General features: G+C 72.3%; 15 protein-coding genes. 5 read left to right on the forward strand and 10 right to left on the reverse strand.

The window, feature by feature from the left end; all coding sequences use genetic code 11:
• Positions 1-6: 6 nt before the first annotated feature.
• From ABZ396_RS02625 to ABZ396_RS02665, 9 genes are all read right to left on the reverse strand, one after another.
• On the reverse strand, positions 7-1,542 hold the full coding sequence (locus ABZ396_RS02625) for a hypothetical protein (protein WP_358923364.1): 1,536 nt from the start codon (positions 1,540-1,542) through the stop codon (positions 7-9).
• 78 nt (positions 1,543-1,620) lie between these two features.
• Positions 1,621-2,916 (reverse strand): hypothetical protein, encoded by a 1,296-nt coding sequence (locus ABZ396_RS02630; RefSeq protein WP_358923366.1) that lies wholly within the window; start codon positions 2,914-2,916, stop codon positions 1,621-1,623.
• Positions 2,913-5,111: a CDP-glycerol glycerophosphotransferase family protein gene (locus ABZ396_RS02635; RefSeq protein ID WP_358923368.1), complete on the reverse strand. Its 2,199-nt coding sequence runs from the start codon at positions 5,109-5,111 to the stop codon at positions 2,913-2,915. The genes ABZ396_RS02630 and ABZ396_RS02635 overlap by 4 nt, the downstream gene beginning before the upstream one ends.
• 57 nt (positions 5,112-5,168) lie before the next feature.
• Positions 5,169-7,370: a bifunctional glycosyltransferase family 2 protein/CDP-glycerol:glycerophosphate glycerophosphotransferase gene (locus ABZ396_RS02640; protein WP_358923370.1), complete on the reverse strand. Its 2,202-nt coding sequence runs from the start codon at positions 7,368-7,370 to the stop codon at positions 5,169-5,171.
• A gap of 124 nt (positions 7,371-7,494) precedes the next feature.
• A complete protein-coding gene (locus ABZ396_RS02645) occupies positions 7,495-9,792 on the reverse strand; it encodes a bifunctional glycosyltransferase family 2 protein/CDP-glycerol:glycerophosphate glycerophosphotransferase (RefSeq protein ID WP_358923371.1) in 2,298 nt (765 codons plus the stop codon).
• 155 nt (positions 9,793-9,947) lie between these two features.
• On the reverse strand, positions 9,948-10,787 hold the full coding sequence (locus ABZ396_RS02650) for a carbohydrate ABC transporter permease (protein ID WP_358923373.1): 840 nt from the start codon (positions 10,785-10,787) through the stop codon (positions 9,948-9,950).
• Complete coding sequence (locus ABZ396_RS02655; RefSeq protein ID WP_358923374.1) at positions 10,784-12,115, reverse strand: sugar ABC transporter permease; 1,332 nt, start codon at positions 12,113-12,115, stop codon at positions 10,784-10,786. The genes ABZ396_RS02650 and ABZ396_RS02655 overlap by 4 nt, the downstream gene beginning before the upstream one ends.
• A 7-nt stretch (positions 12,116-12,122) precedes the next feature.
• Positions 12,123-13,508, reverse strand: a complete 1,386-nt coding sequence (locus ABZ396_RS02660) for an ABC transporter substrate-binding protein (RefSeq protein ID WP_358923376.1) — start codon at positions 13,506-13,508, stop codon at positions 12,123-12,125.
• A gap of 141 nt (positions 13,509-13,649) precedes the next feature.
• Positions 13,650-17,735 (reverse strand): FHA domain-containing protein, encoded by a 4,086-nt coding sequence (locus tag ABZ396_RS02665; protein WP_358923378.1) that lies wholly within the window; start codon positions 17,733-17,735, stop codon positions 13,650-13,652.
• A gap of 417 nt (positions 17,736-18,152) precedes the next feature.
• Here ABZ396_RS02665 and ABZ396_RS02670 point away from each other — a divergent pair, with 417 nt between their 5' ends.
• The 4 genes from ABZ396_RS02670 (at position 18,153) to ABZ396_RS02685 (ending at position 23,326) form a co-directional block, all read left to right on the forward strand.
• Positions 18,153-19,820 carry a serine/threonine-protein kinase gene (locus tag ABZ396_RS02670; protein ID WP_359183691.1) on the forward strand — a complete coding sequence of 556 codons (1,668 nt, stop codon included), beginning with the start codon at positions 18,153-18,155 and terminating at the stop codon, positions 19,818-19,820.
• A 111-nt stretch (positions 19,821-19,931) separates the two neighbouring features.
• Positions 19,932-21,161: a serine/threonine-protein kinase gene (locus tag ABZ396_RS02675; RefSeq protein ID WP_358922374.1), complete on the forward strand. Its 1,230-nt coding sequence runs from the start codon at positions 19,932-19,934 to the stop codon at positions 21,159-21,161.
• Between the two features lie 120 nt (positions 21,162-21,281).
• Entirely contained in the window at positions 21,282-22,388 is a 1,107-nt protein-coding gene (prfB, locus tag ABZ396_RS02680; protein WP_358922372.1) for a peptide chain release factor 2, read from the forward strand.
• 308 nt (positions 22,389-22,696) lie between these two features.
• A complete protein-coding gene (locus ABZ396_RS02685; protein ID WP_358922370.1) occupies positions 22,697-23,326 on the forward strand; it encodes a hypothetical protein in 630 nt (209 codons plus the stop codon).
• A 102-nt stretch (positions 23,327-23,428) separates the two neighbouring features.
• On the opposite strand, the gene ABZ396_RS02690 is transcribed toward ABZ396_RS02685, so the two are convergent.
• On the reverse strand, positions 23,429-23,620 hold the full coding sequence (locus tag ABZ396_RS02690) for a hypothetical protein (RefSeq protein ID WP_358922369.1): 192 nt from the start codon (positions 23,618-23,620) through the stop codon (positions 23,429-23,431).
• A gap of 225 nt (positions 23,621-23,845) precedes the next feature.
• On the opposite strand from ABZ396_RS02690, the gene ftsE reads away from it, so the two are divergent.
• On the forward strand, positions 23,846-24,535 hold the full coding sequence (gene ftsE, locus ABZ396_RS02695; protein WP_358922367.1) for a cell division ATP-binding protein FtsE: 690 nt from the start codon (positions 23,846-23,848) through the stop codon (positions 24,533-24,535).
• Positions 24,536-24,584 lie beyond the last annotated feature (49 nt).

The following is a 24,584-nucleotide window of genomic DNA, read 5'->3' on the forward strand; positions in this document are numbered from 1 at the left end:
GAGCACTCACCGGTACGTCCTCGTCCGGGTGAGCCGCGCGAGCACCTCCCCGGTCCGCGGGCTCCAGGCCACGACCACCGCATCCCCGGGCAGCCGCTCCCGCCGCGTCAGCAGCAGCCAGCGCACCCGGGGGCGCTGGTCGTGGGCGTCGGCCAGTTCGATGCCGTACCCGGGGAGCAGGCGGACGGCGTAGTAGGCGTCCGTGGCCACCGGTTCCCCGGGGCCGATGTGCTGGGCCGCCCAGTCGTACGAGGGCCAGCGCGGCGGTTGGACGAAGCCGACCGGGTCCATCGAGCGCGGTACGACCGCTCCGGCCTGCGCGGCCAGAAAGCCCAGGCAGGCCCCGCCGGCCGTGGCGCAGCCGAGCACCTGCCGCCAGCCCGGCCAGGGCCGCTCCGCCGCCAGCTCCACCGCGAGGGCGCACTGCGGCGCCAGAAGGGCCGGCCCGAGCAGCTCACCGAAGCCGTGACGGCCGCCGCCGTACCAGGCCAGCAGGGACTCCACAGCGAACAGCAGTACGAGCGGATCACGCCAAGCCGCAGCCCATCCCGTGGCCGAACCCGCGACCCGATCCCCCCGCCGAGCTCCGCGCTGATCCCCCCGCCAATTCGCCTGCCGAGACGTCTGCCCACTCGCCTGCGCTGACGCGCGCCGTGCCCGCAGCCACAGCGCCGGCACCCCGAGCAGCGCCAGCCAGCACTGCCCGGCCACCCCGTCGTACGGCCCGTGTGCCTCGTACGCCTCATACATCCCGTACGGATGTGGCAGCACCCGCGCGTGCGTCCCGAAGGCGATCACCCCGGCCGCCGCCGCGCACATCAGCCCCCAGCGCCCCCACACCGCGTCCCGCCACCCCCGCTGCCATCCCGCCACGAACGCCACCGCTCCGGCCGTCGCCCCCACGCCGAGCGCCGGGTCGATCAGCGCCACCACCCCGTACACCACCCCGAGCGCCATGTAGCCGGAGAGGCTGCGCAGGCCGCTCGGGCCGACATAGCGCACCGGACGCAGATCACGGGCCCGGGCGCCGGTCAGGGCCCAGGCCCAGAGAGTCAGGCCGAGGGCGAACGCGGACGGATGGCCGAGGCTGCCGGTCAACGGCAACAGGGCCAGCGAGCCCCCGCCCCACGCCGGCCGAGTGCCCCACAGCACCGACACGAAGGTCAGCGCCAGCACCGGCGCCCAAGGGCGCAGGGTCAGGACGCGGACCAGCCGGCCGAGGCCCGTCACCAGCACCAGCAGGTTCAGCGGGCCGCACACCCGCAGCAGCTGCCACCCGTTGAGCCCGGTCAGCCGTGCCAGCGCGTCCTGGGCGAGCACGTACGGAGACGCGGTGGCGTCCGCCAGGCCCGCCCGCAGTCGTTCCACCACCGCAGCGTGCTGCGCGGCCTCGCAGCACGGTGGCACCCGCCAGTACGCCAGGGTCATCAGCAGCCAGAACAGCAGGCCGAAGAGCTGGTGCGGGGTGAGTCTGCGGGCGCGGCCGCCGCGCAGGGCGGTGGAGCCGCGCGCGGCGCGCCGGACCAGGGCGCCGGTGCTCACCGGAGAGAACGGACAGGGCGGACCATTTGCCGAGTGTTCCCGCCCGCCCCGGTGGCGTCCCGGCGGCTTTGCCGCCCGTCACCTCATCGAGTGAGCCTCCGACAGACCCCCGTCGCTCACCTCATCGAGTGAGCCCTGCACGGGAACGGGAACCATCCGGTGCACCAGCGGCTCAAGGAGCAACGGCACCCCCACCACCGGCAGCAGCCATGCCAGCACGATCAGCCGGTCGCCCCAGATGTTGATGTCCGGATGCCCGGCCTGGGTCAGGAACCCGGTGCCCGCGGCCGCCGTCAGGAAGACTCCGAGGGCCGGCCGCCGCAGCGCTCCCCATACCCCGGCCGCCAGTGCCGCAGGGAACAGCGGCGCCAGCAGTTGCCGGCGCAGCCACTCCGCCCAGAACTCCCACTCCAGCTGGAGGAACTCCGGCCAGGGGCGGACCCGGTCGGGGTGGGTGTAGTGGTTGGTCAGCAGGTCCTGCAGGCTCTCCGACTCGGAGGGATAGCGCAGCATCCGTGCCAGTACCAGCGTGCCGACGGCCGCCGCGCAGCCCGCCGCCGCGATCGCCACCACCCCGCGCCCGGCCGCCCGGCCGTGCCGTCGCCGCGACACGGCGACCACCGCTCCCGCCCCGGCCAGGCACACCCCGAGGAACAGCGCCTGTGCGTGCTTCACGGCGAACAGCGCGAGCAGAGCGCCGGCCACCAGTGCCGTTCCCGCCCGCGCCCGACGGGTGAGGGCCAGTGCACAGCCCCACACCGCCGTCAGGGTCAGCGCCAGCATCAGGCCCTCGGTCATCGGCCGCATCGCGGTCGTGCCCACCGGCAGGACGTAGTACAGCGCCTGGCCGGTCAGCGCGAGCGGCACCGTTACCGACACCGTCCGCAGGACCAGGAAGGCCAGCACCCCGCCCACGACCGTGACCAGCACACTCGCCAGCCACACTCCCCAGGTCACCCCGAACACGGTGACGAACGGCAGCAGGAACACCGGATAGCCGGGGCGCACCTCGAAGATCGCCCGCAGCCGGGGGCCCACGAAGGGCACGATGTGCCCGTCCGTCTGCCCGGCCGCCCACCGGCGCTCCACGCGCCGAAGTTCGTCCTGCCTGCACTCCGCGAAGACCCTCCCCGCCGGGCTTGGCGCATGAAAGCGCACCACGTTCACGCTCTGCGCGCGCTCCGCCGCCGACGCCTTGCCGGCGCACGCCCAGTCGACCGTCCCGGCCGCCGCCTCCCGGCGGTCCGCACCGCCCAGGCTCAGCGCGTAGGACACGTAGTTCTTGGAGTCGGGCGTGTCCCGGCCGGTGACGTTGGCGAGTTGCAGCACCGCGAACACGGCGGCCAGGACCAGCACCCAGGTGCGCGGTCTCATGTCGAGGCCAGCAGATCGTGACCCGGGGCCGGTTCCGGTACCCGCGCACCGGCAGCCGGCATCGACTCGCCGAGCAGCAGCGTCCGTACGACCCGTTCGGCGGCCCGTCCGTCGTCGAACTCGCAGAAACGGGACCGGAAGTCGGCCCGCAGCCGCGCCGACTCCTCGTCCCGCCAGCCGCCCGAGGTGAACAGCCCCGCCAACTCCTGGTAGGAGTACGACACATGGCCAGGTGCCTCGGCGGTGACGTCGAGGTAGGCGCCCCGGCTCGCGGTGTACGCGGCCCAGTCGTCGGCGTGCACGACGATCGGCCGGTCCAGGTTGGCGTAGTCGAACATGACGGACGAGTAGTCCGTGACCAGGGCGTCCGAGGCCAGCATGACCTCCTCGGCGTGCGGTTCGCCTGTCGCGTCGACCACGATCCCGCGTCGGTGCAGCTCGGCCAGGCCCATCCCGCGCGCCGGACCGGTCGCCAGGGTCGGATGCAGTCGGACCACCAGGGTGTGGCCCTCGCCGAGGTCGGCGGCGAACCGGGCCAGATCGATCCGGTCTACATGACCGCTCCGTACGTAGTCGCGGCGGGTCGGGGCGTAGAGCACGACCGTGTGGCCGGCCGGGATGCCGTACCGGGCCCGGAAGTCCGTGGGACCGCCCCTGACCAGCACGTCGTTGCGTGGGCTGCCCGTGCGGGCCGACGTGAAGTGGCAGGGGTAGGCCCGCTCCCACACCAGTTCGGAGTGACGGTTGGCGACCAGGCTGTAGTCCCAGCGGTCGGCCCGGCGCAGCATCTGCGGCACGTCGAGACCGAGCCGGGCGCCGGGCTTGCCCAGCAGGTCGGCGCCCATGTACTTGAGCGGGGTGCCCTGGTGGGTGTGGATGTGCACGCTGCCGGGCCGCTTCACCAGCGTGCCGGGCCAGTTCACGTCGTTCACGAAGAACTTCGCGCGGGCGGTGAGCCGCAGGTACTCCGGAGAGTCCAGCAGCACGTGCTCCACCCCGGCGGGCAGGGCCGCCGCCACCTCCTCGTCCCTCACCACCCAGACGCCACGCAGCCGCGGCGCGATCTCCCGGGCCTTGCGGTAGACGGCCGCCGGGTCGCCCAGCAGGCCCCGGTGCGAGGACGCCGAGTACAGGACCAGCTGCTCGTCCAGCGGGCGGTGGCCGCCCAGTCCCGTCAGCGTGCGCCGGGCGCGTGCCCACGCCGCCCGCCGCACCCGCCGCACCCGCAGCGCCCGCCGCCCGCCCTCCCGGCCGATCCGCCCGGCCTGCTGCCTCAGCCGGTACGACATGTACGAGCCGCCCAGCACACCGAGGTCGGCACCCTCGGGCCGGTACGCCCGGTACAGCTCCGCCGTACGCCGGAAGAACTCGCCCTTGGCGGCGGGCGGCAGCCGGTCCGGCTTGGCGAGGATGTCCAGGCAGTGCTCGCCCATCTTCCGGTGCAGATACGGCCGCCAGCTCGCCAGCTCCGGGTGTGAGTCGACGTACTCGAACACCCTCCTGTACTGGTCGTGGATGTCGAAGTGCTTGCGGCTGGTGGTGGAGAGGATGTTGCCCTGACGGCGCTGGCGGTAGCTCAGGCAGATCCGGTCGAGGGTGGCGATCCGGCCGGCGCCGAGCAGGACCGGGAAGGTCCATGGGGTGTCCTCGTAGTAGCCCGGCGGGAACCGGAAGCCGTTCTCCGCGATGAAGTCTCGCCGGTAGACCTTGTTCCACACCACCATCAACAGCTCGAGGATCTCGGGGTGTTCGGCCGCCGTGAACACATCTGACCTCGCACCGAGGACTTCCGAGAGGGCGTTGCGCCGGGTCCCGCCCCACCAGTAGGTGCGGGCGTAGTCGAAGACCAGCACATCCGGGTCGCCGGTCTCGGCCAGCCGGTCGGCGATCGCGTGCAGCGCGCCCGGGGTGAGGGTGTCGTCGCTGTCGAGGAAGAAGAGGAAGTCGCCGGTGGCGTGGGGGAGTCCGGCGTTGCGGGCGCGGCCGAGGCCGACGTTCTCGGGCAGGTGCAGGACCCGCACGCGTGGGTCGCGGGCCGCGTACTCGTCGAGGATCGCGCCGGAGCCGTCCGGGGAGCGGTCGTCGAGGGCGATCACCTCGATGTCGTGGAAGGACTGCTCCAGGACCGAGTCGAGGCACTCGCGCAGAAAGCCCTGCACCTTGAAACAGGGCACGATCAGACTGAATCGGGGCACGGTCAGCTCCTCACGAAGTCACGGAGTCACGAAGTCGCGTGTCACGAGGTCGCGGTTTCAGGGAGTCATCACGGACGCGGCGGCCGGGGCGGGCAGGCGTTCCGCGAGGGGGATCAGCGGCGGAAGCGCCTCCTCCGGCTGACCGAGGAACACCCGTCGTACGACACGTTCGGCGGCCAGACCGTCGTCGAACTGGCAGAAACGGGCCCGGAACTCGGCTCGCAGCCGTTTGGACTCCTGACTTCGGTAGGAACCCTCGCGGAAGATCCGGGCCAGTTCCTCCGGGGTGCGGGCGACCGGGCCCGGCGGCTCGGCCATCAGGTCGAAGTAGACGCCCCGGGTCTGCCGGTAGACCTCCCAGTCGTCGGCGTACACGACGATCGGCCGGTCCAGGTTGGCGTAGTCGAACATGATGGAGGAGTAGTCGGTGATCAGCGCGTCCGCCGCGAGACACACGTCCTCGGCGGAGCGGTGCGAGGTCACGTCGATGATCCGGCCGGTGCCTGCGAGGGCTCCCCTGTCGTAGAAGTAGTGCGCGCGCAGCAGGACGACGACGTCCTCGCCGGCCGCCTCGCAGAACGCCTCCAGGTCGAGGCCGGGCTCGAAACCGGTGTGGTGGTCACGGTGGGTGGGGGCGTACAGCACGGCCGTCCTGCCGTCCGGGACGCCCAGGCTGCGGCGGACGCGGATCACGTCGTGGGCGGACGCCGTGTAGTAGACGTCGTTGCGCGGATAGCCGTACTCCAGCGCCTCGTACGACCCCGGGAAGGCGCGCTCCCAGGTCTGGGTGGAGTGGCGGTTGGAGGAGAGGTTGAAGTCCCAGCGGTCGACGCGGCCGAGCAGTTTGGTGAAGCTGCCGGTCCGCGCGGCGACCACCGGGTACGTCGACTGGTCGACGCCCATCTTCTTCAGCGGGGTGCCGTGCTGCGTCTGGAGATGCACGCTGCCGGGCCGCTTGACGACTCCCTCGGCGAAGTTGGCGTTGTTGACGAGGTACTTGGCGCGGGCCAGCACCTGCCAGTATTGGCGGCTGCCGATCACCGCGTACTCGACGTCCTTCGGCACGGTGTGTTCCTGGCCGGCCTCGACCAGGAACACCGAGCGCAGCCGCGGGGCGAGTTGGCGGGCCGTGGCGTGGATCGCGGCCGGGTTGCAGGCGTAGCCGCGGCCCCAGTAGGCGCAGTAGACGGCGAGATTCTGGTCGAGCGGGCGGCGCAGGTCGAGGGCGTAGCGCAGCCGGGTGAGCGGCAGGTGCGGGCGGGGCAGCCGCTCGGCCGCCCCGGACACCGCCCGGTTGGCCACGCGCAGCGCCCGGAACGCGGTGTACGCGCCCGCCGCGAGGAGCCGGTGCTGGATCCCCGGACTTCCGCCCGGCATCCGGAACCCGGCCGGGCGGTAGGTACGGTGCAGCCATCCCGCCCGCCGGAAGAAGGCCCGGTGTCCGGACGGCAGCCGTTCCGGGCGGGCGGCCGTCCTCAGCACGACCTCGAAGACCTGCTCGAACAGTGGCCGCGCCCGCTCGCCCGGGAGGCCCGCCGCGAACGCCCGCGCCAGCACCAGCTCCACCTGGTCGAGGAGTTCCCGCTGGTGCGGGCCCGGCAGGTTCAGCCGGCTGCCCTGCCGGCGCAGCCGGTGCCGTACGACCACCGAACGCAGTACCGCGACGCGGCCGGCGGCGAGGCAGGTCAGGCCGCCCCAGCCGAGGTCCGTGAAGTGCCCGTCGGGGAACAGCAGCCGACTGTCCGTAAGAAAGGTATGGCGATAGACCGCGCTCCACGCCGGCAGTGTCACGCCGGTCAGCGCGGGGACCTCGTCCGGGGCGAAGGCGCCCTGCGGGGTGCCTGCCAGCAGCGGCGCCGCCGGGTTGGCCGGCTCGCCCTCCCACCAGGGCGCCCGCTCGTGCTCGAAGTACAGCACGTCCACGTCACCGGTCTCGGCCAGGCGTGCGTCGAGCAGCGCCAGCGCGCCCGGGACCAGTACGTCGTCGCCGTCGAGGAACAGCAGATACGCGCCGTTCGCCGCTCGCATCCCGGTGTTGCGTGCCCCGCTCAGCCCGGCGGACGGCGGTGAGTGCACCGGGGCCACCCGGGAGTCCCGCTCGGCGTATCCGGCGGCGACCGCGGCGGCCGGGGTGTCGGGCGCGTCGCAGACCGGGATCAGCTCCAGGTCGCCGAAGGACTGGGCGAGGACCGAGTCCAGCGCCTGGGACAGCCGGCCGGCGACCTCGTGGGACGGGACGATGATGCTGAAGCGGGGCATGCTGCTCTTTCTCAGGTGTCCATGCGGCCCGGCCTCCCCGTGGGTCGCCAGGTGGACGGCCGCGACGGAGTGGGCCGCGAGGTGTTCGGGGGCATGAGGAAACTCCCTGAAAGGCAAACGGCGTTCAGTGGCCCTCGGTGACGGGCAGATGACCAGAAGGTTGCGGAACGGTGGCGAGCGGGGAGTGGGTGAGCCCCGAGGCCGCCGAGGGCACGGGGTGCCGCTCGTCCAGCGGGATGAACTCCGGCAGCCCGGCCGTCTCGCCGAGCACCACATGCCGTACGACCCGCTCGGCGGCGCGTCCGTCGTCGTACCGGCAGAACCGCTCCCGGAACGCGGCGCGCAGCTGCGCCGAGCGGGAGCCGCGCCAGTGGCCGGTGGCGAAGATGTCGATCAGCTCGTCCTGGGTGCGGGCGACCGCGCCGGGCGGGGTGGAGCGCAGGTCGAAATAGGTGCCGCGGGCCGCGTGGTAGGCGTCCCAGTCCTCGGTGTGCACGACGATCGGGCGGTCCAGGTTGGCGTAGTCGAACATGATCGACGAGTAGTCGGTGATCAGCGCGTCCGAGGCGAGACAGAGGGACTCCACGCTCGGGTGGTCGCTGACGTCGATCACCCGCCCCCCTGCCGCGAGCGGGCCGCCGTGCCAGTAGTGGGCGCGGGCCAGGATCACGAAGCGCGGGCCGAGCCGGCGCACGATCCGGTCCAGGTCGAGGGCGGCGCGCTGGGTGCGCCGGTAGTCGCGGTGGGTGGGCGCGTACAGCAGCGCGACCGTGCCCTCGGGGACGCCGAGCGACTCGCGGATCCGGGTCACGTCGGCCGAGGTGGCCTGCTGGAAGACGTCGTTGCGCGGATAGCCGTATTCGAGGGTGGTGTAGCCGCCCGGGTAGACGCGCTCCCAGGTCAGGGTGGTGTGGCGGTTGGCGGACAGGACGTAGTCCCACTTGTCGACGCCCCGCAGGAGCTCCTCGAAGTCAGTGTCGGCGGCGGCCGCCGGGTGCTCTTGGAGGTCCAGGCCCATGTGCTTGAGCGGGGTGCCGTGCTGGGTCTGCACGAACACCTGGCCGGGACGCTTGCGCAGCCGCCGGTCGAAGTTGACGTTGTTCACCAGGTACTTGGAGCGGGCCAGCGCGGTCCAGTAGCCGAAGGTACCCGGGCGCACCCGGCGCGGACCCGGCGGGATGGTGTGCTGGTGCTCGGGGTGGGCGATCCAGGCGGTGCGGATGTGCGGGGCGTGGCTTCGGAACGCCGCTTCCAGCGCGCCCGGATTGCAGCTGTGGCCGCGGTTCCAGTAGGCGGCGAAGACCGCGCGGTCGGCGCGCAGCGGGAGGCGCAGCTGGACTCGGTAGTGCAGCTGGTGGAGGGCCGAGCGCAGGCCCCGGGCGAACTTGACGCCGGCCTTGACCGAGCGGCGGCCGGCCGACTGCGCCAGCTGGAGGGCGCGGTAGGTGCGGTGCAGACCGTAGTGGACGAGGCCGTGGCGGAGCCGGGTGCGGTGGGAGTGCCCCCGCTCGAGCGGAGCCGAGAGCGGGGGAGGGACCGGGGTGCCCTTGGCCTGGTGACGGCGGTAGTGGGCGCGGGCCCTGCGCAGGAACTCGGCGCGGGTGCCGCGGGGCAGCCGCTCCCGCCTGGTGAACACCGTCGAGAAGTGGTCGATCATCCGCCGGAACAGCACCGGCCGCCAGTGGGCCAGTTGGGGCCGCTCCTCGAGGAACGCGAAGACACGGTCGTACTGTTGGAAGATGTCGAAGTGGCTGCGGCTGGTGGTGCCGAGGATGCTGCCCTGCCGTCGCTGCCGGTAGTGCACACAGATCCGGTCCAGGGTCGCCAGGGACTCGGCGGTCATCAGGACCGGGTAGGTCCAGGGGGTGTCCTCGTAGTACCCGGGCGGGAACGCGAATTCGTTCTCCTCCACGAACTCCCGCCGGTACGCCTTGTTCCAGGCCACCATGAGCACCCGCAGCAGGCCGGGCCGGTCTTCGAGCCGGAAGGGCGCCGGTCCCTGCTCGGTCAGCTGTGCCGCGGCCTTGTTGCGCTCCGCCCGGCCCGTCCAGAAGGTCCGCGCGTAGTCGTACACGAGCACGTCCGGTTCGCCGGTCTCCTTGATCCGGTCGGCGATCGCCCGCAAGGCGTCCGGGGTGAGGGTGTCGTCACTGTCCAGGAAGATCAGGTAGTCGCCGCGCGCATGCTCCATCCCGGCGTTGCGGGCGCCGCCCAGGCCCTGGTTCTCCGGCAGATGCACGGGCTGTACGCGCGCGTCGCGGGCTGCGTACTCGTCGATGATCGTGCCGCAGGCGTCCGGTGAGCAGTCGTCGACGGCGATCAGTTCGAGATCGGGATACGACTGCGAGAGCACCGAGTCCAGGCACTCGGGCAGATACGCCCGGACCTTGTACGCGGGGACAATGACACTGAACCTGGGCAAGGGGCATCCATGGGTCGGTCGGCGCGGGCGTTCTGCCCGGGAACGGCCAATGGAGTGATTTGGTTACGGTTCCCTACGTCATGCGGGGGAAGTTCCGTGAACGGCAAAGGGCGAGCCGATGGCCGGCTCGCCCTTCTTTGGTATGTCCTGTGCGATTATTTGACCGCGCCGGCCATCACTCCGGTCACGAACTGCCGCTGGAACGCGAAGAACACGGCCAGCGGGATCACCATCGAGATGAAGGCGCCGGGCGCGAGGACGTCGATGTTGTTGCCGAACTGGCGTACCTGGGTCTGGAGCGCCACCGTGATCGGCTGGGTGCCGGACTTGGTGAACACCAGCGCGACCAGCATGTCGTTCCACACCCACAGGAACTGGAAGATGCCCAGACTCGCGATCGCCGGCCCGCCGAGCGGCATCACCACGCGGGTGAAGAGCCGCAGTTCACCGGCGCCGTCGAGGCGGGCCGCCTCCAGCAGCTCGCGCGGGATCTCCGCGAAAAAGTTCCGCAGCAGGAACACCGCGAACGGCAGACCAAAGCCGACATGGAAGAGGACCACCCCGAAGATCGTCCCGAACAGGCCTATCTTGCCGAAGAGTTCGGCGATCGGGATCAGCGCCACCTGGACGGGGACGACCAGCAGGCTGACCACGATCAGGAACCACCAGTCCCGGCCCGGGAACTCCATCCACGCGAACGCGTAACCGGCCAGCGCCCCGATGATCACGACCAGGACCGTCGCCGGGACGGTGATCAGGACCGTGTTCCAGAGGGAGTTGGTGATGTCGCCGTTCTCAAGAAGCTTCTGGTAGCTGTCGAAGGTGAGTTGGGACGGCTTGGTGAACACGTTCCACCAGCCGCTCGCGCTCATGTCCTCCGGGGAGCGGAGGGAGGAGACGAGCAGTCCGATCGTGGGCACCAGCCAGAACAGGCCGACGACGATCAGGAAGACACGGACCAGACCGCCGTTGATCTTCTCCAGCAGCCAGCTCATCGCCGTTCCTCCCGTCGCAGCCTGCGGACGTTGAACCACATCACCGGGATCACGAGAAGCAGCAGGAACACCGCGATCGCGCTCGCGATGCCCGGCTGGCCCTCCGAGAAGCCCTTGCGGTAAAGCTCCAGGGCGAGCACGTTCGCGTCGTCCTGCGAGGAGCCCGGCGCGATGATGTACACGAGGTCGAAGACCTTCAGCACGTTGATCATCAGAGTGACGGTGACGACCGCGAGCACCGGCGCAAGCAGCGGCACGGTGACCTTGCGGAACACCTGCCACTCGGTCGCCCCGTCCACCCGCGCCGCCTCAAGGAGCTCCCGGGGCACGCCCGCGAGCCCGGCCGCGATCAGCACCATCGCGAAGCCCGCCCACATCCAGATGTACGACCCGATGATGGCGGGCGTGACAAGGGACGGGCCGAGCCAGTCCACGCCGTTGTAGGGCTGTTTGAAGTTGCTCGCGGGCAGGCGCAGCAGGGCCCCGTCGGCGGCGGCGGGGAGGGTGAAGGTGCCGTCGGCCGCGGCCTTGGCCGATGCCACCACCTTGCCGTTCTTCACCGCCTCGATGCGCATCCCGTCGTAGCCGAGCTCGGACGGGTCGGGAGCGCCGAGCCTGCCGACGCCCTTGCCGCGGGTGAAGTCCTGCCAGGCGGTGCCGCTGATCTTCCCGGGGTCGGGCTTCGCCGCCACGGCCTTCTTCGCGCCGCCGGGCATCTGGTCGGGTGCGACGCCGACCAGGGGGAGGGTGACGGTCTGCCCGATGTGTACGGCTGCCGTGGTGACGAAGCCGCCCTGGTCCGGCTTCAGGGGCGACTCGCGGCCCGGGTGGGCGTTCGGGAACGCGGAGGACTGGGCGAACGTGTCGTGGACACCGACCCAGACCGCGTTGGCGACGCCCTTGTCCGGGTCCTGGTCGTAGACGAGCCGGAAGATGATCCCGGCGGCCAGCATCGAGATCGCCATCGGCATGAAGACGACCAGCTTGAACGCCGTTCCCCAGCGGATCCGTTCGGTCAGCACCGCGAAGATCAGGCCGAGGGCGGTGGAGACCGTCGGCGCGAACACCACCCAGATGATGTTGTTCTTCAGGGCGGTGCGGATGCCGTCGTCCGTGAAGATCGCCTTGTAGTTGTCGAAGCCGGCGAAACCGTCTCCGGAGGCGTTGTAGAAGCTGCGGATCAGCGAGTACCCGATCGGGTAGACCACGAGCGCGCCGAGCAGCACCAGGGCGGGGAGCAGAAAGAGAAACGCCACGGTCCTGCGGGTGCCGGTCACGGTCTTGCGGCGGCCGGGAGGAGCGGGGGCCGTGGTTGCGGGTGCGGCCATCGCCGGGTCAGCTTCCGCTGCCGTAGGCGGCCGCCGCGTCCTTCTCCAGCTTCGCCTGGGTACCCGCGACGTCCTTCGGGTTCTTCAGGAAGTCCTGGAGGTCCTTCCACTCGCCCTTGCCCGGGGTACCGCCGAACGCCTGCGGGGCCTGGTCGGACATGTCGAAGCGGAAGTCGTCACCGGAGGCGATCAGGGACTGGGCGATCTTGCGCTGTACCTCGTTCGGATACGCCGAGTTCGGCACGTTCTTGTTCGGCGAGAGATAGCCGCCGAGCTTCGCCTGGATCGTCGCCGCGTCCGGGGAGGCCAGGAAGGTCGCCAGCGCCTGCGCCGCCTTGGAGTCCTTCAGGATGACCGCCGCGTCACCGCCGGAGACCACGGGCGCGGCGGAGCCGACCGCCGGGAACGGGAACACCTTGGCGTCCGTGCCCACCTTCGCCTTGGTCTCACCGATGTTGACCTGCACGAAGTCGCCCTCGAAGACCATCGCCGCCTTCGGCTGGGCACCGCCGGTGAAGGTCTGGGTGACCGAGGCCGGGAACTCCGTCTGCAGCGCGCCGTCCGCGTCGCCCGCGATGTACCCCTTCTTGCCCCAGCTCTGGGCGAGCGTGGTCAACGCCTGCTTCACGGACGGATCGGTCCACTTGATCTTGTGCTGGGCGAGCTGGTCGTACTTCTCCGGGCCAGCCTGGGAGAGGTAGACGTTCTCGAACCAGTCGGTCAGCGTCCAGCCGTCGGCGCCGCCGACGGAGAACGGGGTGACGCCCGAGTCGTACACCGCCTGCGCCGTCGTCTGCAGGTCCTGCCAGGTCTTTGGCTCCTTGGCGCCCGCGTTCTCCAAGACCGTGGCGTTGTACCAGATCAGCGACTTGTTGGCGGCCTTGTAGTAGACGCCGTACTGCTTGCCGCCCACCTTGCCGATGTCCTGCCAGCCCTGCGAGTAGTTCTTCTGCACTTCCTTGACCGCGTCCGCGTTCAGCGGCTTCGCCCAGCCCTTCTGCACGGCCTGCTTGATCGCGCCGGGCTGCGGCAGCAGCGCGATGTCCGGCGGCTGACCGCCCGCGATCTTCGAACCGAGGAAGTTGATGATCGGGTCCTGGGCGGGCACGAAGGTGACCTTCGCACCGGTGCGCTTCTCGAACTCCGCGAGCACTTGCTTGAAGTTCTTCTGCTCCTGCCCGGTCCAGACGGCGGCGACCTCGAGCGTGGTGCCGTCCAGCTTCGGGAGGGTGAGGGTGGAACCGGACGTACTGGCGCTGCTCTCCGTGCCGTTGGCGTCCTTCTTCTTGCCGTCGCCGCCTCCGCACGCGGTCAGCGCGAGGGCTGCCGCGAGGAGTGCGGCCAGTGGCGTGAGGGCCCTGCGTGTCCGGACTGCGTTGCTCATGGCGCGCATCACTTCCCCGTTCGTCGTTCCTCGTTGAACGTCAGAACTCTGTCCCGTGGGCTCCGGTGTACGCGGGGGCCGCTTGCGCGGCAAGGGTGCGTACAGGTGAGGACCGGGGATCGTGATCACCTCGTGATCAGTGACCCCCGCTCACAGCAGCGAGGGGACCTCCGCCGCCGAGACCTCCCTTGCCGCTCTCTCCACCGCGCTGGCCAGCAGGGCCAGGTCCGTCGGGCCGTTGCCCAGTTCCCGGACCGGGCGGCGGGTCGGGGGGTCGCCCATGCGGGGCCAGTCGAGGGGGACGACCGTGGGGCGTTGGGTTGCCGTGCGGGGGATGCGGCCTGTGACGCGGCCCGCCTGGAACGCCGTGGTGCGGCCGTCCGGTGTGGTCAGGCGGCCGCGGCCCGGGGCCGGTTCGTCGGGGCCGGCGGCCGGTGGGTCCAGGGTGATGCGCAGGGTGGCCCGCCGGGCCGGTTCCGTCTCCGCCGTACGGCCGCCCGTGCCGGCCGCCGCGATCAGGTGGACGCCGAGCCGGTCGCCCTCCTTCGCCACCGCCTCCAGCGCCCGCATCACGGAACCGGCGGCCGGTCGGCCCGGTGAACCGAGGGCGGGGGAGACCAGGGCGTCCAGGTCGTCGACCACGACGACCAGGCGGGGCAACGGCGGGGATGCCTCGGTGTGTTGGCGGGCGGCGGCGCCGGCCGACGGGCGCAGCCGGAGCGTCGAACTCGGCGGTGCCTCTATGTCGGCGGCGCCCGAGGCGGCGGGGCGGGTGCGCTGGGCGACGATACGGCCCGAGATCTCCCGCTGGGCGTGCCAGTCGGTGAAGTCGGAGCGGCCCAGCAGTTCCGCCCGCCGCTTCAGCTCGGCGCTCAACGACTGCGCCAACTCCCGCATCCGGACGGCGTCGTTGGCGGTGAGGTGGGTGGTGACATGCGGTATGTCGGTGCAGACCCGCAGGCCCTCGCCGGGTCCGGCGCCGGCGCCGGTGACCACGCCGTCGCGGCCGTCGATCAGGACGATCCCGAGCCGGTCGGGGCGCTCGGCGGCGGCCAGCGAGGCGACCATCGCCCGCAGCAGCTCCGTACGGCCGCTGCCGGGCGGGCCCTCGATCAGCAGATGCGGTCCCTCGGCCACCAGGTCGGCGCCGAGCGCGCCGCGCGGCCCGGCGCCGAGCACCGCACGGGCCCGGCCGCCCAGCGACTCGGTGTCGTCGGCCGCGTCCGCCCAGCGGGCCATCAGCGACGCCGGGGTGGCCCGGGCCAGCCCCAACTCGTCCAGCAGGCGGGCGGACTGGGGGAGCGGGGTGGCCACGCGCGTGTGCCGTTCGCCGGCCGGGCCGTCGGGGCGGAGCGGAGCCAGCGCCCTCGCGAACCGCTCGGCCCAGGCGGGGGAGACCGCGTCCACCGCGGCGAGGGTGCCGGGACCGAGGGGAGCCGCCGCGTCGGCGCGGGCCACCCGCAGCAGATGCAGCGCCGTCGCCACGTCCCCGCTGAGCAGGGCCACGGCCCCGCACTCCCGGAACGTGGGCGTCACCGCGCACGCCGCCTCGTAGGTCCGGGGGACCGGCGAGGCGGGCGAGGTGGGTGCCGTCTCCGCCAGGCAGATCACATGGACTCCGGCGCGCGGTCCGGCGACGGTCAGGCGCGCCACGGCGTCACGCAGCGCGGAGCCCCCGGGATCGCCGTCCACGACGACCACGGTGTACGGCCCCCGGAAGCCGGCCTTGCCGCCCTCGCCGTCGTCGGCGCCGAATTCGTCGAGGGCGTCGCGGGCCCAGGAAGGGCGGTGGGCGGCCTCGGCAGGCGGGGCGTCCGCTGCCGTACGGGCCAGGTGCGGGCGGTCGGAGGGGGTGGCCGGCCGTCGGGGAGCCGACAGGTCCTCCACCCTGCGGAGCAGTTCCTCCACGCGGGCCGCGGCCTGCTCACGGTCGTAGGCCAGCAGGAGGCGGCAGTCCTGGCCGTGCCCGGGGCGGACGTGCGGGAGCCAGCCGAGCCAGGACCACTCGGCCGTGCGCTCCTCCAGGGGGCGGGCCCGGTCCGCGCTGATAAGGACGATCTCCAGCAGATCGGGGGAGTGCAGCGCGGCGAGCTGGGCCAGTACCGCGCGGGCGAGGCCCGCGAGGCGGGTGCGCGGGCCCGCGAGGCCGAGGGCGCCGGCCTCGCGCAGGTCCGCGGTGACCGGCACGGCCGGGAGCAGTCCCGGGCCCCCGGGTGCCGGGCGGTCCGCCGTGCCGAGCCGGACCGTGAGTGTCTCCGGGTGGCCGGGGCCGCGCTCCCAGAGGCGGGGGCCGGGGCCGAGCGCGGTCAGCAGCAGGGCGGCGGGATCCGGCCAGGTCTCGGGCTGGGCGGGGACACCGGCCGACGCCGTGCCGCCGTCCTCGGCCGCGGGCTCGCCGTGGGCGGCCGACGCGGCCTCACCACGCCCGCCGGCCAGCCGCCGCGCCCAGGCACCGAGGCTGCCACGCCTGCGGGCGCCAGGGAGGGCGGGGGCGTCGGTGCCGCGCAGGGGGGTGCCCTTGCGCCTGCCGAAGGGGGCGGGACCGTCGGAGGCGCCGTCGGTCGGCAGGGCGCTGTCCGGGGAGGGCCGGTGGTGCGCTGCCGCCGGATCGGCGGTCGCGGACCCGGCGGGAACGCTTCGGGCGCCTGGGCCGGACGTAGGGCCGCCTGGGTCGGACGTAGAGCTGCCGGGGGCGTCCGGGCCGGACGCAGGACCGGTAGGACCGCTGTGGGCGCTGGGGCCGGACGCAGGCCCGGCGGAGCCGCTTCGGGCGCCTGGGCCGGACGTAGAGCTGCCGGGGGCGCCCGGGCCGGACGCAGGGCCGGAAGGGCGGCTGTGGGCGTTCGGACCGGACGCAGGCCCCGTGGGGCCGCTTCGGGCGCCGGGGCCGGCGAGAAGTCCGGAGCGGCCGGCATGGGTGTCGCCGGAGCGTTGCGTGGCGGGGGAACCGTCGCGTGGGCCGGGCAGCCCGCCGCGACTGCGGGCCGACGAGGGCTCGTGCCCGCGGCCGGCCGTGGGTGGCTCGTGCCCGGGGCCGGCAGGCTGCGGTCCGGTCCCGCGCCCGGCTGACGAGGGCTTGTGCGCGGGTCCCGACGCGCGCGTTCCGTCCCCGCGGTCGGCGGTCTGCGGTCCGTCTCCGTGGCCGGCCGACGAGGGCTCGTGCCCGGGGCCGGTCGTCTGCGTTCCGTCCCCGCCGTCGTGGCCCGCCCCGGCCGGGAGTTCGTTTCCTCGCCCGGCCTGCGGCGAGCCGCCGTCCTGACCGGCCGTCGGCAGTCCACTGCGGCTCTCGATCCTCGGCGCGTCCCCCTGTGCGGGCACGACCGGTGGCTCCACCGGCCCGTGATCCTGGCCTCCCGCCGCTCCGCCCGAGGCTCCCCAGCCCGCCGTGCCGTAGGCGTGTTGGGTACGGCCCGCCGGGGTGGTCGAACCGTCGGCCGCAGTCGCCCCGCGCGCGGGGCTCGCGAAACCGCCGCCGCCTGCAGCCCCGCCAGGTCCGTCGGTCCCACCAGCCCCGGGGCCGCCGGTCCCGTCGGCCGCATCGCCTCCCTCGGCGCCCTCACCCCCGAGCAGCACCCGCATGCACCCCTCGCCGTCGGGTGCGGTGCCCACCCGGGCCCCAGGCCCCCCGGACGGCGTAAGCCGCAGGGCGGATTCCCCGATGCGCAGGAGCGCTCCCGGGGCGAGGCGGACCGGGCGGTCGGTGACGCGGGTGCCGTCCAGGGCCGTGCCGTTCGTGGAGTGCAGGTCGGCGACCGAGACGCGGCCGTCGGCGACCGTGACCGCGCAGTGCAGCCGGGAGACGTCCGGGTCGTCGAGCGGGACGTCGGCGTCGGCGGAGCGGCCGATGGTGATCTGGCCGCCGTGCAGCAGGTGCACCCCGCCCGCGTCCGGGCCGGCGATCACATGCAGCTGGGCCGGGGCGTCGTCCAGCTCGGGATGCGGCTCGGGGGCGGCGGGCGCGCCCAGGGACAGCACGGCGCCGTCTACCAGCGGGGGCTCGCCCAGGACGCGGCGGCGGGCGTCCAGCCGCTCCGCCCCGGCGTACAGCACGACCGGGGCGCCGCTCGCCTCCCGGCCCCCCACGCTGCCGTCACCCGTGACCGCCGAGGCCAGCGCGGAGGCCACCGCGGCCAGATCCGTGCCCGCGGGCGCCGTCACCAGCACGTCCCGGCTCACGGCCCGGCCCCGCTGCGCGGCAGGGCCCAACGGGTCTACGACGGTCAGCCGGATCTGCATCGCCGTCAGCGGTCCCTTCTGCGCGGGCGCGGAATTCCCCCCACCGCCACGAGCACATCGGCCAGTTCTGCTGTCGCACGCATCCTCGCACCTGCCACTGACAACGCGCCCCCGGCCCGTTGGTAAGTGATCTTGATTGGTCAGCTCTGCCCCCAAAAGTGCCTGACCAATATCGCGCGGGCGATCAGTTGAGATCGGTCACGTCCGGCCCCGGCAACCACCGGATCGAAGCGAGCGTCTTCTCATCGAACAAGTGCGGGAACGCCTACGTATGGGGATAGGTCCGGAACACTTATCGGCTGCCTACCGGGCAGGGGAAAGCACAGCCGGACGACAGTCCGGTGCCAGGGACCACGGCACTACAGTGGGTCGGACACAAGGCCCGGACACACCAGCAAGCAGCAGGGAGCGGATGACGTGCGGCCGGTAGGCAGCAAGTACCTCCTGGAGGAGCCGCTCGGACGCGGCGCCACCGGTACCGTCTGGCGTGCCCGCCAGCGGGAGACCGCGGGCGCCGAGGCGGCCGTGCCCGGCCAGCCCGGGGAGACCGTCGCGATCAAGGTCCTCAAGGAGGAGCTCGCCAGCGACGCCGATGTCGTGATGCGGTTCCTGCGGGAGCGCTCCGTCCTGCTCAGGCTGACCCACCCGAACATCGTCCGGGTCCGTGACCTGGTCGTCGAGGGCGATCTGCTGGCCCTGGTCATGGACCTCGTCGAGGGCCCCGACCTGCACCGCTACCTGCGCGAGAACGGCCCCTTCACACCCGTCGCCGCCGCGCTGCTGACCGCCCAGATCGCCGACGCGCTCGCCGCCAGCCACGCCGACGGCGTCGTGCACCGCGACCTGAAGCCCGCCAACGTGCTGCTCCAGCAGTACCAGGGCCAGATGCACCCGCTGCTGACCGACTTCGGCATCGCCCGCCTCGCCGACTCCCCGGGCCTGACCCGCACCCACGAGTTCGTCGGCACGCCCGCGTACGTGGCGCCGGAGTCCGCGGAGGGCCGCCCGCAGACCTCCGCCGTCGACGTCTACGGCGCCGGCATCCTGCTGTACGAGCTGGTCACCGGCCGGCCGCCGTTCTCCGGCGGCAGCGCCCTCGAAGTCCTCCACCAGCACCTCAGCGCCGAGCCGCGCCGCCCGTCCACCGTCCCCGACCCGCTGTGGACGGTCATAGAACGCTGCCTGCGCAAGAACCCCGACGACCGGCCCAGCGCCGAGAACCTCGCGCGCGCTCTGCGCGTCGTCGCCGAGGGCGTCGGTGTGCACGCGAACTCCGCGCAGATCGCCGCGGCCGAGGGGGTGGGCGCGCTGCTGGCCCCCGACCCGGCGCCCACGGCCGTACCGGGAGCGGCCGACCCCACGCAGGTGCTGCCGAACACCGGCGCACCCGCCGGCTCGTACGACCCGAACGCGGCGACCAGCGTGCTCCCGCACACCGGCGGTCCGGTGGGTGCCGCCGACCCGACCGCCGTGCTGCCGAACACCGGCGCCGCCGACCCGACGGCCGTCATGCCGCCGATGCCCCAGGGGCAGCCGGGCCAGCAGCAGCCGGAGCAGCCGCACCCCTGGCAGACCCAGCTCCGCGCGGCCCGCGACCGCAACGAGCAGACGCAGATCCAGTACCTAGACCCGAACGAGGACCCGCTGCGCCGCCGCCCGCAGCGTCAGGTGGCCCGGCCGCAGCAGGCGCCGCCGCGTCAGGCCCCGCAGCAGCAGCCGGTACGCCGCCCGCAGCCGCGCGGCCAGGGCGGGTACGGCCAGCCGCAGCAGTACGCCCCGCCGCAGCAGCCGCAGCAGCGCTACGCGCCCCCGGCCGCCCCCGCCGAGCCGCAGCGGGCCCCGCGCGAGCCGCGTCGGCGCAGCGCCAACCCGATGAGGATCCCCGGGCTCGGCTGCCTCAAGGGCTGCCTGTTCATGGTCGTCATCCTGTTCGTCGCGGGCTGGCTGATCTGGGACCTGACCCCGTTGCACACGTGGGTCGGGCAGGGCAGGGGCTACTGGACCCAGCTGAGCGACTGGGCTGGAAAGGTCGGCAACTGGTTCGACAAGCTGGGCTCCTCCTCCTCCTCCGGCAACGGCAACTGACCGCGACTCTGGGGATTTGTCGACACCTGGCGGGTGAATTCCGCCTCCGTGGTGAAGGTTGGCTCTTCGGACGCGTACTTTTGTCGGCAACACGCGTCTGTAGGAGCAGCCTTGGCACGGAAGATCGGCAGCCGGTACACCGCCCACCAGATCCTGGGGCGGGGCAGCGCCGGCACGGTGTGGCTGGGCGAGGGGCCGGAGGGGCCCGTCGCCGTCAAGCTGCTGCGCGAGGATCTCGCGTCCGACGAGGAGCTGGTGGGCCGCTTCGTACAGGAGCGCACGGCACTGCTGGGCCTTGAGCACCCCAACGTGGTGTCCGTCCGCGACCTGGTCGTCGACGGCAACGACCTCGCCCTCGTCATGGACCTGGTCCGCGGCACCGACCTGCGCACCCGCCTGGAACGGGAGCGGCGTCTCGCGCCCGAGGCGGCGGTGGCGATCGTCGCGGACGTCGCGGACGGGCTGGCGGCGGCGCACGCGGCGGGCGTGGTCCACCGGGACGTGAAGCCGGAGAACGTCCTGCTCGACATGCAGGGTCCCCTCGGCCCCGGCGGCTCACACCCCGCCCTTCTGACCGATTTCGGCGTGGCCAAGCTGATCGACTCCCCGAAGCGGACGCGCGCCACGAAGATCATCGGCACGCCGGACTACTTGGCCCCGGAGATCGTGGAGGGCCTGCCGCCCCGCGCGTCCGTGGACATCTACGCCCTGGCGACGGTCCTGTACGAGCTGCTGGCGGGCTTCACACCGTTCGGCGGCGGCCACCCGGGAGCGGTCCTCCGCCGCCATGTCACGGAGACGGTCGTGCCCCTCCCCGGCATCCCCGAGGAACTCTGGCAGCTGCTCGTGCAGTGCCTGGCGAAGGCGCCGGCCTCCCGGCTGCGGGCGTCCGAGCTGGCCACGCGGCTGCGCGAGCAGCTGCCGATGCTGGTGGGGATGCCGCCGCTGGACGTCGACGAGCCGGAGACCGAGGCGCCGGAGGAGACGGACGAGGAGACGGCCGCCGCTCCGCCCGCGGAGGAGCAGCGGGTACGGCGCCGGGGGGCCGTCTCCCTGGTGCCGGGCGCGAAGCCGGACTCCAACCGGGACACGCACACGTCGATGAGGGTGCCGGGGCCGGACGAGCTCGCGGGCGGCGCCAGGGGCACGGCCAGGGCGCCGAGGGCGGCGGGGGCGCCGCGACCGGGCTCGGCACGGCACCGGGCGGCCGCGCGGCGGCGGAGGGTGACGCTGGGCGTGGCCGGGGTCGTGGTGGCGGCGGTGGTGGGCGTCGGCGCGTGGCTGGCGACGTCGGGCGACAGCTCCCCTCCCCAGGACACGCACAGCACGTCGACGCCCTGACCTTCGGTCCGCCACCTCTGTTTTCCCGCCCGCTCCGCCCCCTGCCGAGCCGGGCGGGTGAGTGGGCGGGCGCGGGTGGGCAGGCACTCCATGCTTGGCGGAGCCGTTACGCTGGGAGGCGTGGCAGTCGTCGATGTATCCGAAGAGCTCAAGTCCCTCTCCTCGACCATGGAGTCGATCGAGGCCGTTCTGGACCTCGACAAGCTGAGGGCAGACATCGCCGTGCTCGAGGAGCAGGCGGCCGCGCCGTCCCTGTGGGACAACCCGGACGAGGCGCAGAAGATCACCAGCAAGCTCTCCCACCTCCAGGCCGAGGTCAGGAAGGCGGAGGCGCTGCGCGGGCGGATCGACGATCTTGTCGTGCTGTTCGAGATGGCCGAGGAGGAGGACGACCCGGACACCCGCGCCGAGGCCGACTCCGAGCTTGCCGCCGTCAAGAAGGCGCTGGACGAGATGGAAGTGCGGACGCTGCTCAGCGGGGAGTACGACTCCCGTGAGGCGCTCGTGAACATCCGAGCGGAAGCGGGCGGCGTCGACGCCGCCGACTTCGCCGAGAAGCTGCAGCGGATGTACCTGCGCTGGGCGGAGCAGAAGGGCTACAAGACCGAGGTCTACGAGACGTCGTACGCGGAAGAGGCCGGCATCAAGTCGACCACCTTCGCCGTGCAGGTGCCGTACGCCTACGGGACGCTCTCGGTCGAGCAGGGCACCCACCGGCTGGTGCGGATCTCGCCCTACGACAACCAGGGGCGGCGCCAGACCTCCTTCGCGGGTGTGGAAGTCCTCCCTGTGGTCGAGACGACCGACCACATCGAGATCGACGAGTCCGAGCTGCGGGTGGACGTCTACCGGTCCTCCGGACCCGGCGGTCAGGGCGTCAACACCACCGACTCCGCGGTGCGCCTCACCCACCTCCCCACCGGAATCGTCGTCTCCTGCCAGAACGAGCGGTCGCAGATCCAGAACAAGGCGACCGCGATGAACGTCCTCCAGGCCAAGCTCCTTGAGCGGCGCCGGCAGGAGGAGCAGGCCAGGATGGACGCCCTGAAGGGCGACGGCGGCAACTCCTGGGGCAACCAGATGCGTTCGTACGTCCTGCACCCGTACCAGATGGTCAAGGACCTGCGCACGGAGTACGAGGTCGGCAACCCCGAGGCCGTCTTCAATGGCGAGATCGAGGGCTTCCTGGAGGCCGGAATTCGCTGGCGCAAGCAGCAGGAGAAGTAACTTTGTCGACTTGCCCACGGTGAGTCGGCCGACCCGGAACTGCCGCCCCCGTGGCGGCAGTTCTCATATGTCAGGGTTGTGTCTGGGTTTTACATCACACTCACAGGCTTCAACTCCTCGCATTCGGCGCGCAACTGGACATCGCGCCCGCAACGGCCTTGACGTTGCTTTGAAAAATGGGAAGGGTGAAGCGTGGCATGCGTATCTCTGGGGCGCATGTGAACCGGGGGCCTCATGCGTAGCTGCCTCCGTCGAGCACGGCCCCAGCGCCGCCAACCTGACATTCAGCTACTGGGGGTAGCAACCAGATGACCAAGAAGACGCGGATCCGGGTCGCGCGGATAGCCGCCGGCGCCGTGATCGCCGCCGGTGCCTCGCTGACGGCCGCCGGTGCGGCCTCCGCCCTCTCCATCGGCGTCGAGGCCGACGGGACCGGCGTACACGCCAACGTCAACCTCGGCAGTGCCGACCCGACCGTCATCCCGACCGGTCCGGCCAGCAGCGAGCCGCCGTCCAGCCCGCCGGCCTCCAGCGAGCCGCCGAGCAGCCCGCCGGCCTCCTCGCCCGCGCCCTCGGACGAGCCCACCCAGCCGACCGAGGAGCCCACCGAGCCGACGGAGGCGCCCACCAGCGACACCCCGTCCGACGGCAGCAGTGCCGGCACCGGTGGCGGCAGCCACAACGGCAGCGGCAACAACAACACCGGCACCGATGGCAACTCGGGCACCTCCGCGCAGGAGGCGGGCTCCTCCGCCCTCACCGACACCGGTTCGAACACCGCGAACACCCAGGCCCAGGGTCGCGGCGGCCAGCTCGCCGAGACGGGTGCAGCGCAGACGACCTTCCTGATCGTCGGCGCCGCCACCATGATCGCCGGCGGTATCGGCTTCCGCATCCTGCCGCGCCTCATGGGCGGCCGCGGCGGCGCTGTCGCCTGACGGTAGTCACCACCTCACACAGCGTTATGCGTGAGGTGCGGCGAAGGGCCCGGAGCGGCGGCTCCGGGCCCTTCGGTCGCTTTTCTGTGCCTGTGAGCTTCGCTACGCGGTCTGATGTGCCAGCAGCGCCACCGCGGCGATCAGCACCACCAGCAGCCCGATCAGCGCCATCGGGTTCAGACCGCCCAGGAAGTTCTCCTGCTGAAGACGCTCGCGGTTTGCACGGCACACGGGGCACCGGCCTTCGTTCACGGGCGCCGCGCAGTTCGCGCACACCAACCGGTCGTACGTCATGCGCTCGCCCTCCTCGCACCGGCCATTACCCACACAACGCTCCGCGGAGCGAGAACGTTCCCCTCCCACTGTGCCAGGTTCCCCCGGAAAGGGCGCGGCCGTCCGCAGACCTCGCCCCCGAACAAAACCGCACAAGCCTCGCCCAACCGTGACCGGCGCCTGCGCTTCCTCACCCGACTCGCGTATGGTCACGCTCATCTACCCCCGGCGACCCGTGGTGCATCCGTGATCCGATTCGACAATGTCTCCAAGGTCTACCCCAAGCAGACCCGCCCCGCACTCAGGGATGTGTCCCTGGAAGTGGAGAAGGGTGAGTTCGTGTTCCTCGTGGGGTCCTCCGGCTCCGGAAAGTCCACCTTCCTGCGGCTGGTCCTCCGCGAGGAGCGGTGCAGCCATGGCCAGGTGCACGTCCTGGGCAAGGACCTGGCCCGTCTCACCAACTGGAAGGTGCCGCAGATGCGCCGCCAGCTCGGGACGGTCTTCCAGGACTTCCGCCTGCTGCCCAACAAGACGGTTGCCGAGAACGTGGCCTTCGCCCAGGAGGTCATCGGCAAGTCCAAGGGCGAGATCCGCAAGTCCGTGCCCCAGGTGCTCGACCTCGTCGGGCTCGGCGGCAAGGAGGACCGGAGGCCGGGCGAGCTCTCCGGTGGTGAGCAGCAGCGCGTGGCCATCGCGCGCGCCTTCGTGAACCGGCCCAAGCTGCTGATCGCGGACGAGCCCACGGGCAACCTCGACCCGCAGACCTCGGTCGGCATCATGAAGCTGCTCGACCGCATCAACCGCACCGGCACCACCGTGGTGATGGCCACCCACGACCAGAACATCGTGGACCAGATGCGCAAGCGCGTCATCGAGTTGGAGAAGGGCCGCCTCGTCCGCGACCAGGCCCGCGGCGTCTACGGCTACCAGCACTGACACCGATCCATACGTTCCCGACGCTTCACGCGCTCCACGACGGAAAGGC

Origin of the sequence: Streptomyces sp. NPDC005866 (assembly GCF_040629895.1) — a bacterium.
GTDB lineage: Bacteria > Actinomycetota > Actinomycetes > Streptomycetales > Streptomycetaceae > Streptomyces.

Excerpts from the sequence above, each read along its gene's own strand:
- ABZ396_RS02690 (WP_358922369.1), bottom strand. The coding sequence starts at position 23,620 with ATGACGTACGACCGGTTGGTGTGCGCGAACTGCGCGGCGCCCGTGAAC.
- ABZ396_RS02630 (WP_358923366.1), bottom strand. The coding sequence starts at position 2,916 with ATGAGACCGCGCACCTGGGTGCTGGTCCTGGCCGCCGTGTTCGCGGTG.
- ABZ396_RS02685 (WP_358922370.1), top strand. The coding sequence starts at position 22,697 with ATGACCAAGAAGACGCGGATCCGGGTCGCGCGGATAGCCGCCGGCGCC.
- ABZ396_RS02660 (WP_358923376.1), bottom strand. The coding sequence starts at position 13,508 with ATGCGCGCCATGAGCAACGCAGTCCGGACACGCAGGGCCCTCACGCCA.
- ABZ396_RS02665 (WP_358923378.1), bottom strand. The coding sequence starts at position 17,735 with ATGCAGATCCGGCTGACCGTCGTAGACCCGTTGGGCCCTGCCGCGCAG.
- ABZ396_RS02655 (WP_358923374.1), bottom strand. The coding sequence starts at position 12,115 with ATGGCCGCACCCGCAACCACGGCCCCCGCTCCTCCCGGCCGCCGCAAG.
- ABZ396_RS02650 (WP_358923373.1), bottom strand. The coding sequence starts at position 10,787 with ATGAGCTGGCTGCTGGAGAAGATCAACGGCGGTCTGGTCCGTGTCTTC.
- ABZ396_RS02640 (WP_358923370.1), bottom strand. The coding sequence starts at position 7,370 with ATGCCCCGCTTCAGCATCATCGTCCCGTCCCACGAGGTCGCCGGCCGG.